Source organism: Streptomyces sp. NPDC019937 (assembly GCF_040631655.1).
Taxonomy (GTDB): Bacteria; Actinomycetota; Actinomycetes; order Streptomycetales; family Streptomycetaceae; genus Streptomyces.
In genome coordinates this window covers 21358-35745 of record NZ_JBEYAL010000004.1, presented here as the reverse complement: position 1 = coordinate 35745, position 14388 = coordinate 21358, and the positions used below count along the sequence as shown (strand labels likewise).

General features: G+C 71.7%; 14 protein-coding genes, 1 other RNA gene and 1 pseudogene. 4 read left to right on the top strand and 12 right to left on the bottom strand.

From position 1 onward, the window contains the following. The first annotated feature begins 47 nt into the window (after positions 1-47). Positions 48-629 (top strand): DinB family protein, encoded by a 582-nt coding sequence (locus tag ABZ562_RS04930; RefSeq protein WP_361474135.1) that lies wholly within the window; start codon positions 48-50, stop codon positions 627-629. 1 nt (position 630) lies between these two features. Continuing rightward, positions 631-1068: a VOC family protein gene (locus ABZ562_RS04925; protein ID WP_361474133.1), complete on the top strand. Its 438-nt coding sequence runs from the start codon at positions 631-633 to the stop codon at positions 1066-1068. A 13-nt stretch (positions 1069-1081) separates the two neighbouring features. Here the strand turns inward: ABZ562_RS04925 and ABZ562_RS04920 are convergent, their stop codons facing one another. Then, positions 1082-1474 (bottom strand): MerR family transcriptional regulator, encoded by a 393-nt coding sequence (locus tag ABZ562_RS04920; protein WP_361474130.1) that lies wholly within the window; start codon positions 1472-1474, stop codon positions 1082-1084. 62 nt (positions 1475-1536) lie between these two features. Here ABZ562_RS04920 and ABZ562_RS04915 point away from each other — a divergent pair, with 62 nt between their 5' ends. Continuing rightward, on the top strand, positions 1537-2640 hold the full coding sequence (locus tag ABZ562_RS04915) for an alkene reductase (protein WP_361474128.1): 1104 nt from the start codon (positions 1537-1539) through the stop codon (positions 2638-2640). Between the two features lie 10 nt (positions 2641-2650). Here ABZ562_RS04915 and ABZ562_RS04910 read toward each other — a convergent pair whose 3' ends face one another. The 9 genes and pseudogenes from ABZ562_RS04910 to ABZ562_RS04870 form a co-directional block, all read right to left on the bottom strand. After that, a complete protein-coding gene (locus tag ABZ562_RS04910; protein ID WP_361474125.1) occupies positions 2651-4585 on the bottom strand; it encodes a cellulase family glycosylhydrolase in 1935 nt (644 codons plus the stop codon). A gap of 27 nt (positions 4586-4612) precedes the next feature. Continuing rightward, complete coding sequence (locus ABZ562_RS04905; protein WP_361474517.1) at positions 4613-5653, bottom strand: LacI family DNA-binding transcriptional regulator; 1041 nt, start codon at positions 5651-5653, stop codon at positions 4613-4615. Between the two features lie 5 nt (positions 5654-5658). Continuing rightward, positions 5659-6486, bottom strand: a complete 828-nt coding sequence (locus ABZ562_RS04900; protein WP_361474122.1) for a carbohydrate ABC transporter permease — start codon at positions 6484-6486, stop codon at positions 5659-5661. A gap of 14 nt (positions 6487-6500) precedes the next feature. Next, positions 6501-7436 carry a sugar ABC transporter permease gene (locus ABZ562_RS04895; RefSeq protein WP_361474119.1) on the bottom strand — a complete coding sequence of 312 codons (936 nt, stop codon included), beginning with the start codon at positions 7434-7436 and terminating at the stop codon, positions 6501-6503. A 41-nt stretch (positions 7437-7477) separates the two neighbouring features. After that, complete coding sequence (locus ABZ562_RS04890) at positions 7478-8770, bottom strand: ABC transporter substrate-binding protein (protein ID WP_361474116.1); 1293 nt, start codon at positions 8768-8770, stop codon at positions 7478-7480. A 119-nt stretch (positions 8771-8889) separates the two neighbouring features. Next, positions 8890-9075, bottom strand: a pseudogene (locus tag ABZ562_RS04885) (SDR family NAD(P)-dependent oxidoreductase); the annotation flags it as partial. Positions 9076-9131: 56 nt separating this feature from the next. Then, on the bottom strand, positions 9132-10322 hold the full coding sequence (locus ABZ562_RS04880) for an FAD-dependent oxidoreductase (RefSeq protein ID WP_361474113.1): 1191 nt from the start codon (positions 10320-10322) through the stop codon (positions 9132-9134). After that, positions 10319-10516 carry a ferredoxin gene (locus ABZ562_RS04875; RefSeq protein WP_361474110.1) on the bottom strand — a complete coding sequence of 66 codons (198 nt, stop codon included), beginning with the start codon at positions 10514-10516 and terminating at the stop codon, positions 10319-10321. Before ABZ562_RS04875 ends, ABZ562_RS04880 begins: the two co-directional genes overlap by 4 nt. Before the next feature lie 59 nt (positions 10517-10575). Then, entirely contained in the window at positions 10576-11781 is a 1206-nt protein-coding gene (locus tag ABZ562_RS04870; RefSeq protein ID WP_361474107.1) for a cytochrome P450, read from the bottom strand. Between the two features lie 168 nt (positions 11782-11949). Between ABZ562_RS04870 and ABZ562_RS04865 the strand changes: the two genes are divergently transcribed. After that, complete coding sequence (locus tag ABZ562_RS04865; protein WP_361474104.1) at positions 11950-12603, top strand: TetR/AcrR family transcriptional regulator; 654 nt, start codon at positions 11950-11952, stop codon at positions 12601-12603. Positions 12604-13312: 709 nt separating this feature from the next. Here ABZ562_RS04865 and rnpB read toward each other — a convergent pair. Together rnpB and ABZ562_RS04855 are read right to left on the bottom strand one after the other, a co-directional pair. After that, positions 13313-13719: RNase P RNA component class A (gene rnpB / locus ABZ562_RS04860), an RNA gene on the bottom strand. 40 nt (positions 13720-13759) lie between these two features. After that, on the bottom strand, positions 13760-14332 hold the full coding sequence (locus ABZ562_RS04855; RefSeq protein WP_361474101.1) for a Uma2 family endonuclease: 573 nt from the start codon (positions 14330-14332) through the stop codon (positions 13760-13762). Positions 14333-14388 lie beyond the last annotated feature (56 nt).

Here is a 14388-nt window from a genome sequence, read left to right as displayed (position 1 = left end):
ACCGATCGCGGAACGATCCTGTCCGCAAGGTGCGCGAGGCTGCGCTCATGACCGACCAGATGTGGAACCCCCTGCTACGGGACCAGCTCGCCCGGCACTGGACCCACCAGCTGCGCGACCGGCTCGACGGACTCACCGACGACGAGTACTTCTGGGAGCCCGTGCCCGGCTGCTGGAACGTGCGCCCGCGCGGCACCGGCACCGCCCCGGTGCGGGCCGGGTCCGGCGCGATGACCATCGACTTCGCGATGCCGGAGCCCGACCCGCCGCCGTTCCCGACGATCGCCTGGCGCCTCGGCCATGTGATCGTCGGCGTGCTGGCGATGCGCAACGCCGCGCACTTCGGCCGCACCCCCACCGACTACCAGTCCTACGCCTACGCCGCGACCGCCGCCGAGGCGCTGGCCCAGCTCGACGCGGAGTACGCCACCTGGCAGACCGGGGTCGAGGCCCTGGGCGAAGCCGGGCTCGCCCGCCCGTGCGGGGCGGCGGAGGGGCCGTACGCCGACCATCCGATGGCGGCGCTCGTGCTGCACATCAACCGCGAGATGATCCACCATCTGTCCGAGGTGTGCCTGCTGCGCGACCTCCACCTGCACACCCATCGGACCCCACGGGAGGCGAGCTGAGATGGCCCGCGACGTACAGATCACCTTCGACTGCGCCGACCCGGCCGGGCTGGCCGCGTTCTGGGCCGAGGCCCTGGGCTACCGGGTGCAGGACCCGCCCGGGGGCTTCGAGTCCTGGGATCAGGCCCTGGAGGCGATGGGTGTGCCGCCCGGGAGACGCGGCGACGCCTCGGCGCTGCTCGACCCCGACGGCTCCGGGCCGCGGCTGTTCTTCCAGCGGGTGCCGGAGGGCAAGCGGGCCAAGAACCGGGTGCACCTCGACGTACGGGCCGCGCCCGGGCTGGAGGGCGAGGCGCGGATGGCGGCCCTGGAGGCGGAGGCCGAACGGCTGATCTCCCACGGCGCCACCCGGCTGGAGCGCCACGAGCCCGCTCCGCCGCTCCTCACCGGGCACCTGGTGATGGCCGACCCCGAGGGCAACGAGTTCTGCCTCGACTGACCGGGGACTCCTCTCAGCCCCGCTCGGACGGCTCCGGGCGGGGCGCCGAGGCGTCCGCGGCCGCGTCGATGACCTCGCCCAGGGTCGCCCGGGAGCGCTGCAGGTCCCCGATCATCCGGTCGATGCGGTCGCGCTCCGCCAGCAGGTCGGTGACCAGCCGGGCGTCGGCGGTGGCGGAGGGGCCGCCGTCCGCGTCCCGCATGCAGGGCAGCAGCTGCGCGATCTTGGAGCTGCACAGCCCGGCCGCGTACAGCTCCTGGATGCGGACCACGCGGTCGACCGCGCCCTCGGTGTAGTCGCGGTGCCCGCCGGGGGTGCGCTCCGCCGTCAGCAGGCCCTGCTCCTCGTAGTAGCGCAGGGACCGCTCGCTCACCCCGGTACGCCTGGCCAGCTCACCGATCCGCATGACGCACCTCACTGTCTTCGCGGTTGAACCTGACACTGATGTTAACTCCTAGCTTGGCGGGCATGACGGATACACACCTGGCCCCGGACCTCTTCGCCCCCGCCCGCCTCGGCCCGCTGCGCCTGGCCAACCGCCTGGTCATGGCACCGATGACGCGCAACCGCGCCACCGCCGACGGCGTTCCCACCCCCCTCATGGCCACCTATTACGCCCAGCGCGCCTCCGCCGGGCTCATCATCGCCGAGGCCGCCACGCCCAACGCGGTCGGCCAGACCTACCCGAACATCGCCGCCATCCACAGCGCCGCGCAGGTGGCCGGATGGCGCCGGGTCACCGACGCGGTACGCGCCGCGGGCGGCGGACAGATGTTCCTGCAGCTCCAGCACGGCGGCCGGAACGGCCACCCCGACACCAGCGGCCTCACCCCGGTCGCGCCCTCCCCCATCCCGCTCCCCGAGCCGATCCACACCCCGGCCGGGAGGCAGCCCGCGGTCACCCCGCGCGCGATGACGGCCGACGACATCCGCACCACCGTGGCCGACTTCGCGACCGCCGCCCGCAACGCCCTGGAGGCAGGCTTCGCCGGTGTCGAGGTGCACAGCGCCAACGGCCATCTCCTCCACCAGTTCCTCGCCCCGAACACCAACCGGCGCACCGACGCCTACGGCGGCCCGATCGGCCACCGCGTCCGCTTCGCCGTCGAGGTCGCGGACGCGGTGGCCGCCGAGATCGGCGCCGAGCGGACGGGCCTGCGCATCTCCCCCGGCAACACCGTCAACGGCATCGAGGAGGGCGAGGAGACCGGCGACCTGTACGCGGCGCTCGTCTCGGCGCTGGCCGACCGGGGCCTGGCGTATCTCCACGTCGGCTTCGCCGACCCGGACTCCCCCGTCTACCAGGACATCCGCAAGCGGTGGCCGGGCACGCTGATGGCCAACCCCGTGCTCCCCGCCGACCGGATCCCCGACGACGGCGGCAGGCACGCGGCCGAACGCCTGCTGGCGGCCGACGCCGACCTCATCGCCCTCGGCCGCCCGTTCCTCGCCAACCCCGACCTGGTCGCGCGGCTGCGCGACGGCAGCGCCGTCAACCCGGTCCGGGACCGGTACCTGATGTACGTGGGCGGGGAGACCGGCTACACCGACTACCCCGTCGCCGGCGCGTAGCGGACGCCGCTCAGATCAGCTCCAGGACCCGCACGCCGTAGGGGTCCAGCCCGATCTCGGCGACGGGTTCGCCCGTCGCGAGGTCGTGCGGTTGCCCGTCCGCCACCGGCCGTACCGTCAACGCCTCCGGCGACTGGCTGACCAGCCACATGAACCGCCGCCCGTCCTCGTGCACCAGCACATCGGCGCCGACATACGGGGTGTCGACCGTCACCGCCCGGTCCGCACCGGCGAGTTCGGCGAGCGCCGCGTACAGCCGGTGGGTCTGCTCGGGGTTGACGTGGGCGGTGCGCGCCGCCATGTGCTCCAGCGGGTACGTGGCCAGCACGGTGCGGCCACGACCGGTCTCGTGGACCAGGAGCGCGGGCCGGCCGTGGGCGTCGGTGGCCACCACCCGGGCACCACGGGGGACGACGGGGAGGTAGGCGCGGGAGTCCTCGTTGCCCGCGACGGGGAACCGCAGCGTCTCCCCGGCGGCCAGCGGGCCGAAGTCCTCGGTGAAGGTCATGGCGAGGATGTCGTCCTCGATGGGCTCCGCCACCCCGTACGACAGCTGCAGCTCGACCCCGAACAGCGCGTCCAGGCCGTCGAACCAGGGGCCACGGGTGCCCGGGTGTTCACCGGAGCAGAAGGAGAGGTACACGGTGGCGCCGTCGCGGGCCCGCCGCTCCAGCGCGCGCCGGGTGCGGGTGGTCAGCTGGCGCGTCGAGGGCAGCAGATACAGCGCGGCGTCACCGGCCAGGCCGTCCGTCTCACGGGTGAGCCCCACCGGCAGGTCGGCGGCGCGCGCGGCGGCGTACGCCTGGTGGAGCGAGGTGAAGATGAGCGGCCGGTCGGCGGGGCGGCTGTAGGGGTAGTCACGCTCCAGGAACGCGGGCACCACCAGCGCCGCGCCCGTGTCCGAGCGGCGGCAGCGCGGGAAGTCCACGCGCCGCAACACCTCCGCGAACGAGCGGAGTTCGAGGAGCGGGGGCTTGGGCGCGCCGGTGGAGTCGGTGATGCCGAAGTGCATTTCGAAGGGGTGGTGGTCGTACGGGGACCGGTCCCACAGGTCGTCGTAGTCGGTGTTGTTCCAGGCGATCCAGCCGGTGGCCCCGCCGAGGAGGGAGTTGTGCAGCGTCTGGCGGTAGTACACGGCGGCGTTCTCGGCGGACACCGTGTCGGTCGACACCCCGAACTCCTCCAGCACCACGGGCGCGCCGGTCACCGCGGCCAGTTCGCATTCGAAGGCGGCGCGGTGGTGCTGCCGTACCCGGTCGGTGTCGGAGCGGTAGACGTGCGGGCCGACGAAGTCGACGTAACCAGCGGTCTCCCGCAGCGAGAAGCCGTTGTCCCGGCCGGACACCTCGATGCCCCACGCGCCGTCCCCGAGCGACACCGGCTGGGTGCCACCGGCCGCCCGCACCGCGTTGCACATGGCCTGGGCCCAGGCGGTCACGATGTCACTGGAGGGCGGATCGACCTGGTAGACACGGCCGTAGCCCGGCATCTCGTTGGTGATCAGCCAGCCGGTGACCGCCGGGTGGTCGGTGAAGCGGCGGGTCATCTGCGACACGAACCACGCCTGGCGGCCGACCATCCACACGTCCTCGTACAGGTCGCGGCCCCCGCGCCAGGCCGGATCCCAGTTCTCGCCGGACATGTGGCCGACGATGAAGGTGGGGATGGTGGCCATGCCCGCTTCGGTGTGCGCGTCCAGGAAGTCGCGGAAACGCTCGCACGACGCCTCGTCGATCCGGTGCGGTTCGGGGTGGAAGTCGGGCCAGTAGAAGAAGGAGCGGGTCATGGTCAGCCCGTGTTCGCGCAGCACCCCCAGCTCCTCGCGGACCGTCGTGGGGTCGTAGTCGCGCCACATCAGGGGCCCGCCGGTGCGGGACCAGAAGTTGGCGCCGAGCCAGGGCAGGACGGCGGGGTGGTGGGTGAGCTGGGCGCTGTGGCGTCGCATGGGCTCTCTATCTGTCGCGTATTCGAATCAGCGTGGCGCGGGGCCGGTGGAGTCGCGGGCGACGAGGCGGGGACGCCCGTCGAGCCGGGCGTCCCCGGCGTCCTCGCCGCAGCGGGCCAGGAGCAGCCGCGCGGCGGCCGCGCCGACCTGCCGCACCTGCTGGTCGACGGTGGTCAGGCGCGGGTGCAGCCAGCGGCCGATCGGCAGGTTGTCGTAGCCGACGACGGACAGGTCGGCCGGGACCCGCAGGCCGGTGCGCTGTGCGGCGCCGATGCCGCACACCGCCATGGAGTCGTTGGCGTACACGATGGCCGTGGGCGGGTCCGCCGCGTCCAGCAGGGCCTCGGTGGCGGCGGTGGCCGCCGCTTCGGAGAAGTCCGTGTGCAGCACGGCGAAGGGCCGCCGGCCCGCGGTGCGCAGGCCCTCCTCGAAGTGGCGGCGGCGCAGCCGGGTGTGCTGCAGTTCGGCCGGTCCCGCCACATAGGCGACGCGCCGGTGGCCGAGACCGATCAGATGGCCGACCACCTCGCCCACGCCCGCGCCCTGGTGCCCCAGGCCGACGCCCGGCACGGCCGCGTCCGGGTCGGGCGCGCCGAGCATGACGGCGGGCAGGCCGAGCCGGGTCAGCAGCGCGGGCCGGGGGTCGTCGGTGCGCGCGTCGGTGAGCACGGCACCGTCGACGCGGCCCTCCGCCGCCAGGCGTTCGTACAGCGTGCTCTCCTCGTCGACATCGGTGACCAGGTGGAGGAGCAGCCCGTATCCGCGCGGCGCCAGCTCGCCCTCGATGCCGGTGATCAGCTCGCTGAAGTGCGGGTCCGCGCCGAGGACATCGGTGGGGCGGCGTACGACGAGGGCGAGGGTACGGGTGCGGGCGCTGCGCAGCGCGGCGGCCGGGGCGCTCGGCGACCAGCCGAGGTCCACGGCGGCGTCCAGGATGCGGCGCCTGGTGGCTTCGGAGAGCCGCCCCTTGTTGTTGAAGGCCTGCGAGACGGCGGCGGTCGATACGCCGGCGACGGCGGCGACGGCCTTGATGGTGGGCCGCCGCCCCTGGACACCTTGGCCGGGCACCGTGCTCACATCTTCACCGCCCCGCTGATGAGCGCCCGCTGCATGCGCTTCTGCAGCACGGTGTAGACGGCCCACACCGGCACGAGGGTGAGGATCGTGCCCGCGGTGAGCACACCGTAGTCCGTTCCCGTGATGGCCTTGAGGGTGGGAAGCGCCACCTGCACGGTGCGCTGGGCGGGGTCCGGGCCGATGATGACGAGCGAGTACAGGTACTCGTTCCAGAAGGTCAGAAAGTTCAGCAGCAGCACGGTCGCGATCCCCGGCAGGCACATCGGTGTGTAGACGTGGCGCAGGACGGCGAAGGTGGTGGCGCCGTCGATGCGGGCGGCCTCCTCCATCTCCGCGGGCACGGTCCGCATGAACTGCACCAGGATCACCACCGACAGCGGCATCGCCGTGGCCGGGAGGAACAGCACCATGAAGGTGCGCGTGTGGAACAGTCCGGTCGCCGCGGCCAGCAGGAACGTCGGGAAGAGCGCGGCGAAGGTGGGGATGAGGAAGCCGAGCGAGAACACCTTCTCCAGCGCCGAGGCCAGCCGCCCCGTGGAGCGGGCCAGCGCGAACGCGGCGGGGATGGCCAGCGCGAGGGTGAGGACGAGTGACGCCACCGTCACCAGGCCGGAGTTGACGACCGCGAGTCCGAGGTCGGCGCGGTGGAAGGCGGTGGAGAAGTTGCCCGGGTCCAGGGACGACGGCGGCGCGAAGGGGCCGGCGAAGATCTCCTCGTTGGTCTTGAAGGCGGAGGAGAGGAAGTAGTAGAGCGGGACGACCAGCAGCACCACATAGGTCCACACGAGGACGTGCGCGGGCAGCCAGGACTTGCCGAGCTTCATGGTGAGCTCTCCCCTCAGTAGTTCTGGCGGAAGGTGCGGCGGATGAGCAGGAGGCCGACGAGTCCGGTCAGGAAGAGGAACACGCCCACGGTCTGGCTGTAGCCGAGGTCGGCCGCGATGAACGCCTTCTGGTAGACGAGGAAGGACAGTGTCGTGGACGAGGCGCCGGGGCCGCCCTGGGTGAGCAGCAGGACGTGCTGGGCGGAGCCGAAGAGGGTCCACAGGAACTGCAGCATCGTCACCACGCCCACGTAGTCGCGGATGACGGGGAAGTGGATGCGCCACATGGTCCGCCAGTGCCCGGCCCCGTCCAGCTGCGCGGCCTCCCCGACCTCGTCCGGCACGCTGGACAGGCGGGCGGCGAACAGGACGGCCGTGAAGCCGATGCCGCTCCACAGGTCCAGGGCGATCAGACAGCTGAGCGCCGTCGACGGCGACGCGAGCCACGCGTCGGTCAGCGACTCCAGCCCCACCGCCCCCAGCGCCCCGTTGACCAGGCCGTCCGGGGAGAGGGCGGCGTAGAACACCATCGCCTTGGCGGGGGTGGAGATCAGCCCCGGGACGAACAGCAGATACCGGATGACCCGGTGTCCCGGTGGCCGCTGCGCCACGTAGTAGCCCAGCATGTACGCGCACACGATCATCACCGGCAGCGCCACGGCCAGCTGCACGGCAGTGTTGCGCACCGCGTCCCAGAACACCGGATCGTCGAGGACGGTACGGACGTTGCCGAGCCCGGCGAACGTGACCGGCTGCAGCATCCCCGGCCAGCGCAGGGCGGCGACGACGAAGATGGCGGCCATCGGGCCGACCATGAAGACCAGGTACCAGACCAGGGCCGGTACGGCGAGGATCGTGCCGCCGTCGCGCCGTACGCGGCGCGGTGCGGACGATGACGGGACCGGGCGCCGGGAGGCGGTCCCGCCCCGGGTGGGCGTCAGCGTCGTCATGGGGTGACTCCCGGAAGGTTCGGGCAGACGGGGAGGGGGTCTCACGCGCCGCGGTAGGCGGCTTCGAGGGCGGCGCGCACCTTCGCGGCGCCGGTCCCGCGGGTGAAGGACGTGCTCGTCGCGGTGATGAGCGGCTGGGTCGCGGCGGGCGGGACGTACACGTCCGGCAGCAGCGCCTGGCTCACCCGGCCGCCGAGCCGCTGCGCCGCGGCCACCAGCGGGAAGCCGGTACTCACCGTGCCGGTCCGCAGGGCCATGTCCCGGCCGCTCTCCTCGATGAACCGCGCCACGGTGTCGGGCCGGTACATGAAGCGCACGAACTTCCTCACGGCCTCGATCTTCTTGGTGCCGTTCGGGCTGATCCAGAAGCCGATCAGGGTGTAGGTGCGCAGGATCGTGGGCTTGTCGTGGGCCGCTCCCGGCGCGAGCGGCCAGCCGCCCACCTCGGTCCGCCGCGCCACCTTCTTTGGCACCTCGGCCAGCGCCGAGGACATCGCGGATTCGATGGCCGCGGCGCCGGTGTTGAACTGGGTGGTCATCGAGTCCGAGGTGAGGCCCTGCGCCTTGTCGACGAAGACACCGGCGTCGCGCAGCTCCACGAAGTAGTCGATCCCCTGCCGCGCGCCCCGGCTCCCGCTGAAGTCGCCCGTGGCGAAGACGTGCCGGGCCTCGTCCCCGGTGAGGAAGGTCTGGATGATCTGCGCCAGCAGCTTCTGCCCGGTCCAGTCGTTGCCTCCGACGGTCACCGGGCCGATGCCCTTGGCGCGCAGCTTCCGCGCGGCGCCGATCAGCGCGTCGCCGGTACGGGGTATCCCGTCCACCCCGGCCCGCTCCAGCAGCGTGGTGTTGTAGGCGATGGGCCAGTTGGTGGCGAAGTACGGGAAGGCCCGCAGCCGCCCCTTCCCGTCGGTCCAGGACGTGAGGGCCTCCGGCAGGACCCGTTCCCGCAGCCCCCAGTCGTCCAGATAGCCCGCGACGTCGACCGTGGCGCCCACATCCGTCCAGGCCAGTGTCTTGGCGTACAGGTTGACCATGACGACGTCCGGCTCCTTGCGGGCCAGCCGCGAGGTTTCGTAGACCTGTGCCAGATCGTCGCCGTTGACGAGGTTCTTGACCTTCAGCCCGGGGTTCTCGGCGCGGAAGCGCCGCAGGGCCGCCAGATAGGTCGGGGAGCCCGGCGCGGTGGTGCCCAGCTGGCTGTGGACCACGAGCGTATGCGGATCGGAATCCGCGGCGGCCAGCGCGGAGCAGCCGGACAGGGCGGGCAGGGTGGTCGCGGCGGCGAATCCGGACCCGGCGGCGAGGAAGCCGCGCCGACTCAGGCGTGAGCGCACAACGGATGTCTCCAACCAGGGCGGTTAACGGATTGGTTAATCGATATACCGGCGAGGGTGCGAGGACAGTAAGGGCCGCTCCGGCACCGGTCAACCCCTTGAGCGCCTACGGGCCGGGCTTCCACGGCCGTGCTGATCACCTCGTCGGCGGTGTGCTGGTCGCTCAGGTCGCCGACGACCGCGCGGGCGGTGCCGCCGCCCGCTTCGATCTCCTTGACGACCGCCTCGGCGCCGTCGGCGTTGAGATCGGCGACGAGGACCTTGTCGCCGAGCTGCGCGAACCGCAGCGCCGTGGCGCGTCCGATCCCCTACCCGGCGCCGGTGACGACGACGCCGCGCCCTTGTGATCCGGTGGTGCTGCTCATGCTGCCGCTCCTTCCAGGAGGGACACGGCCTGCCGCCAGGGCCTGCGGGCGGCGAGGGCCTGTTGCCAGGGGCGGATGCTCTTGGGTGGCATGCCGACGGTCAGGACGCCGGCGAGGTGGTCACCGGTGCGGTAGACAGCGGTGAACTTCCGTTGCTCCAGGCTGCCTTCGGCGATCCGCATCTCGTCGTGGCCGCGCAGGTAGCCGTAGGCGCGGATCTTCATGTCGTACTGGTCGGACCAGAAGTAGGGGACGGGCGCGAAGGGACGCTGGGCGCCCAGGAGGTTGCGGGCGGCGGCCATGCCCTGCTCGGCGGCGTTCGTGCGGTGCTCGATCCGCATCGACGTGCCGAAGAGCGGGTTGTGCCAGCGGGCAACGTCACCCGCGCCGTACACCCCGGGCGCGGCGGTGCAGTACGCGTCGCAGACCAGCCCGTCGTCCAGGCCCAGCCCGCTGCCGGTCAGCCACTCGGTGTTGGGCCGGGAGCCGACGGCCACCAGCACCGTGTCGGCCTGCACCGTGCTGCCGTCGTCGAGGCGTACGCCGCCGGGGACGATCTCGCTGACCCCGGTCCCGGTGCGCAGGTCCACGCCGTGGTCCACGTGGGCCTGGGCGAGCATGCGGCCGACGTCCTCGCCGACCGCGTGGGCCAGCGGGACGGGCGCGGGTTCCAGGAGGGTCACGTGGGTGCCCAGGTCGGCTGCCACAGCGGCGGCTTCGGCGCCGAGGAATCCGGCGCCGACGACGGCCAGGGTGCGGCCGGGGCCGAGGCGGTCCTTGAGGGCGAGGGCGTCGTCTGGGGTGCGCAGGACGTGGGCCGGTGGGCCGGGCAGACGCCGGGGGCGGACTCCGGTGGCCACGATCAGTCCGTCGTACGGCACTTCGGAGCCGTCGGACAGCAGCACTGTCCGGGCCGCGACGTCCGCCCCGATGGCCTCGTGGCCGTAGCGGGCGTCCAGGTCAAGGGCGTCGAGGTCGGCAGGGGTGCGCAGCGGCAGCCGGTCGGGGCTCCAGGCGCCGGAGAGGATCTCCTTGGACAGGGGCGGGCGGTCGTAGGGGGCGGCGGGTTCGTCACCCATGAGGGTGAGGGGGCCGATGTGGCCCTCCCGGCGGAGGGTTTCGGCGGCGGCGAGGCCGGCGGCGGAGGCGCCGACGACGACCACGCGGCCGGTCGGGGGCACGCTCACGACTCCTCCAGGCGGATGGCGGCCGCGGGGCAGACGGTGGCGGATTCGCGGACGGCGTCGTGGAGTTCGGCCGGCGGAGTCTCGTCGAGGAGGACGACCATGCCGTCCTCGTCGCGCTGGTCGAAGACGTCGGGGGCGAGCAGTACGCACTGGCCCGAGGCGACGCACTTGGGGACGTCGACTTCTACACGCATGACGTTGTGCATGACGTTTCTTCCCTGCTCTTGGTGGGGGGGGGATCAGGTGGTTGCGGTCACCACGTGACGGGCAGTTCGCGGACGCCGTAGACGGCGGTGGCCTGCTTGAAGGCGACCTCCTCCATCGGTACGGCGATCTTCAGACGGGGAAGCCGGCGGAAGACCTCGGGCAGGACGATCTGGAGTTCGGCGCGGGCCAGCGGCTGGCCCAGGCACTGGTGGATGCCGTAGCCGAAGGCCAGGTGCTGGCGGACGTTGGCACGCTCCAGGTCCAGGTCGTCGGGGTTCGAGAAGAACTCCGGGTCGCGGTTGGCGACATGGACGGGAACGATCACGCCCTCGCCCGCGTGCAGGGTCACACCGCCGATGGTGACGTCCTCGACGGCGGTGCGGCGCAGTCCGCCGTGCACGATGGACAGGTAGCGCAGGAGTTCCTCCACTGCGCTCGCGACCTGGTCCGGTCCGCCGAGGATGTGCGGTATCTGGTCGGGGTGGCTGAGGAGGGTGATGGTGCTCAGCGCGATCATGTTCGCCGTCGTCTCATGGCCGGCGAACAGCAGGAAAGCGCTCAGGTCGGCGGCGTCCTGGTCGGTGATCACGCCCCCGTCCACCTGAGCGGCGAGGCGGGTGACCACGTCGTTCCCGGGCGTGGTGTGCTTGGTCCGCACGAGGCCCAGCAGATACTCGCCGAGGTTGGCGAACGCCCGGGCGGATTCCTCTGCCGGGGCGTTCAGATCGACGAGGGCCTTCGACTGCTCCTGGAAGAACGGATGGTCCTCGTAGGGCACACCCAGCAGCTCGCAGATCACCAGGGACGGCAGCGGCAGCGCGAAGTGCTCCACGAAGTCGGCGGGACCGCTCAGCTCGGTCAGGCCGGTGAGGAGCTCGTCGGTCAGGCGGGCGATGGCCGGGCGCAGCTCGTTGATGCGCTTGACCATGAACTCCCGGGTCAGGGTGCGCCGCATCGCCGCGTGGATGGGGTCATCGTGGCTCGCGAAGAAGCCGCGCGGGTTCTGCGGCTGGCCTTCCCTGAAGGTGGGTGCGCCGGGGTGCGCCGGGTCGGAGCTGAACGCCGGGCTGCCCAGTACCGCCCGGGCGTCCTCCCAGCGGGTCACCAGCCACGGAGTGAGCCGTCCCTCCCACAGGGAGACACGGGTGACGGGCTGTTCCTCACGTAGCTGCGCATACAGCGGCGGGGGGTCCAGGGGCGCGGCCTGCGGGCGGGTGAGCGTAAACGCGGGGAGGGTCGGAGACGAGGTCATGACTGTGCCTTTCCAGCATCGATTAACGCCGTTAGCCGAAGGATTGTTAGACTAACAGCGTTAACCGATGAATCGGAAGCCCGGATGTCGGACCCGACGAAGCACCGACCGCCGGCGACAGGAGGTACCGAGGGTCGGTAGGCTGCTGCGGGAAGCGAGGAGAAGGCCATGAAGTCGCAGGTCGAGCGGGTACCCAACGTGCGGGGCGAAGGCGAGCGGCTGCGGCAGGAGATCCTCGACGCGGCGACCCGCATCCTGGAGGAGACGGGGCGCGAGGACGCGCTCTCTCTGCGCGGGGTCGCTCGCGAGGTCGGCATTTCCGCGCCCAGCGTCTACCTGCACTTCAAGGACAAGGCCGACCTGGTCTCCACCGTCCTCGACGCCACCTACCGCACACTGGCCGTCGTGATGAGCGAGGCCGGCGAGTCGGCCGCCGCGGCAGGCGCGAGCCCGTTGGGGCGCGTGCGGGCCACCGTCAAGGCCTACCGCAGGTTCGCCATCGACAAGCCCCGCCGCTACCGGCTGATGTTCAGCCTGGAGTACGAGCCCGAGCGTCGGCCCTCCACCGACCACCCCATCGTCACCGTGCTCCAGGCGTGGACCGATACGGCTGACGCCTACCTCGCCGAAGCGGCCCCCGGCCGTCGGACGGAGGCACGGAACTTGGGTATCCACCTGTGGACCGCCCTGCACGGCCAGCTCGTCCTGTGGCACACCCTGCCGGGCCCCGTAGCCAGCAGCGAAGCCATCCTGATCGAGCTGGAGGAGTCCTTGCTGCGCTGCCTGCTCCCGGCATCGCAGACTCCGAGCCCCACTGAGTGACAGGCCGGGAAGGCTCCTTGTCCCCGGAAGGTGGACGGGAGCGCCCGATCACTCTTTGAGCGGTCGGCAGGCCCGACCAGGAAGTCGGCAAGCGGTGATCCCGGGGTATCGGCGTCGAGCCCGGCACCCGGGCGGCGCCGACGGGGACGCCGGGCACACTCGCTCTCCTCGCCGACCCGCCGCGCACCGCAGAGCCGGCACCCGTTGCGGATCGCGGGACGTCGCGATCACCTCGCGCCGCGTCCGTGTCTTGCACCGTGGCGTAGAGCTGCCATTCGAGCCTGACGCCACCCCTTCCTCGACGGCGTCCGCCAATCGCCGTCCGTGATGGCGAGACGCCGCGCTCGGATCAACCCCGACCAGGGTGCCACCTCGCGCTTGGGTAGTCCCACCGGGATCTGATTGACGCATTGAGACAGATGAGCTGGTCGGAATCGCCGGCCTGTTGCTGTTGGCCGGACATGAGACGACCTCGAACATGCTGGGTCTGGGCACCCTGGCCCTGCTGCGGCACCCCGAACAACTCACCTTGCTCCGCGACGATCCCGCCCGGATCGAGCCGGCCGTGGAAGAGATGCTGCGCTGGCTGTCCATCGTGCAAATGGACGCGCTGGCGCGACGCCGCCGTCTCCGGAGTCCGGGTGCAAGGCCTTGGGGGTGCAACGGAAGCGCTGCCCACCCGGTGTGGCCTGGTGGGCAGCGTGGGCGGCGGACGAGTCGGCCTGTACGCCGGGTTCTGTCTCCCGTGGGCCTTACGGCCCGCGGGGAGGCGGCCATCCATCTAGGGCCGACGTTGCCGCCGGCCTCGTGCGGTCTACCCGCGGACTCGGGCGGGCAGCCCTCGATCATCCGCGCAGAGCCACCTTGCGGCGGCTCCTCTTGACCTTGCTCCGGGTGGGGTTTACCTAGCTGCCCAGGTCACCCTGGGCACTGGTGGTCTCTTACACCACCGTTTCACCCTTACCGGGCGCCTTGCGGCCCCGGCGGTCTGTTTTCTGTGGCACTGTCCCGCGGGTCACCCCGGGTGGGCGTTACCCACCACCCTGCCGTGTGGAGCCCGGACGTTCCTCGGCGGGACCCCCAAAAGGACCCCGACGCGACCGCCCGGCCGGCTCGTCCGCCGTAGTGACCATGGTACCGGCCCGGGCGGGGCGGCTCAGACGAAGCGGGTCGTCTCCAGGGAGAAGGAGAACGGAGCGGGCAGCTCGAGCTGCTTGCCGAAGGGGACCGTGACGTGCTGGCGGTAGTCGCCGTTCTCCGGGTCGCTGAAGAGCGTCACGTCGCTGTTGTCCCGGTCGACGAGGAGGTAGAGGGGGATGCCCCCGCGGGCGTAGCAGTGGCGCTCGGCCTTGCGGTCCCGGTCCGGTTTGGTGGAGGTGACCTCGACGACCATGGACACGCCCTCACAGGGCATCCAGGGCTCGGCGCCCCGGAACAGCCGGAGCTCTCTGGGGGCGAAGGTGCCATCCGGGATCACATGGTTGCGAACGCAGAGCCCGCCACGCGGGACCTTGAGCCCCTTATTGCCCGAGACCTGCATGTCCACGGCGGCCTTGGTGATCACCTCCTTCATGATGCAGCTGAGGTGGTGCTCGTGGTCTCCGTCGGGAGGCGGGGTGAGCACGATCTCGTCGTCGATCAGCTCGGCCCGGAAGCCTTCCGGTGTCTCCAGGGCCAGGAAACCCTCGAGCACCACTTCCGCATGGGTGGAGGGCAGTTCGCGCGACATTCCGTCAGCCTAGGCAGGCAGGGGTCGGCACCTCGCGGAAAGCGTCTGCGTCACTC

Excerpts from the sequence above, each read along its gene's own strand:
- ABZ562_RS04925 (WP_361474133.1), top strand. The coding sequence starts at position 631 with ATGGCCCGCGACGTACAGATCACCTTCGACTGCGCCGACCCGGCCGGG.
- ABZ562_RS04865 (WP_361474104.1), top strand. The coding sequence starts at position 11,950 with ATGAAGTCGCAGGTCGAGCGGGTACCCAACGTGCGGGGCGAAGGCGAG.
- ABZ562_RS04900 (WP_361474122.1), bottom strand. The coding sequence starts at position 6,486 with ATGAAGCTCGGCAAGTCCTGGCTGCCCGCGCACGTCCTCGTGTGGACC.
- ABZ562_RS04910 (WP_361474125.1), bottom strand. The coding sequence starts at position 4,585 with ATGCGACGCCACAGCGCCCAGCTCACCCACCACCCCGCCGTCCTGCCC.
- ABZ562_RS04875 (WP_361474110.1), bottom strand. The coding sequence starts at position 10,516 with ATGCGTGTAGAAGTCGACGTCCCCAAGTGCGTCGCCTCGGGCCAGTGC.
- ABZ562_RS04930 (WP_361474135.1), top strand. The coding sequence starts at position 48 with ATGACCGACCAGATGTGGAACCCCCTGCTACGGGACCAGCTCGCCCGG.
- ABZ562_RS04895 (WP_361474119.1), bottom strand. The coding sequence starts at position 7,436 with ATGACGACGCTGACGCCCACCCGGGGCGGGACCGCCTCCCGGCGCCCG.
- ABZ562_RS04870 (WP_361474107.1), bottom strand. The coding sequence starts at position 11,781 with ATGACCTCGTCTCCGACCCTCCCCGCGTTTACGCTCACCCGCCCGCAG.
- ABZ562_RS04855 (WP_361474101.1), bottom strand. The coding sequence starts at position 14,332 with ATGTCGCGCGAACTGCCCTCCACCCATGCGGAAGTGGTGCTCGAGGGT.
- ABZ562_RS04920 (WP_361474130.1), bottom strand. The coding sequence starts at position 1,474 with ATGCGGATCGGTGAGCTGGCCAGGCGTACCGGGGTGAGCGAGCGGTCC.
- ABZ562_RS04915 (WP_361474128.1), top strand. The coding sequence starts at position 1,537 with ATGACGGATACACACCTGGCCCCGGACCTCTTCGCCCCCGCCCGCCTC.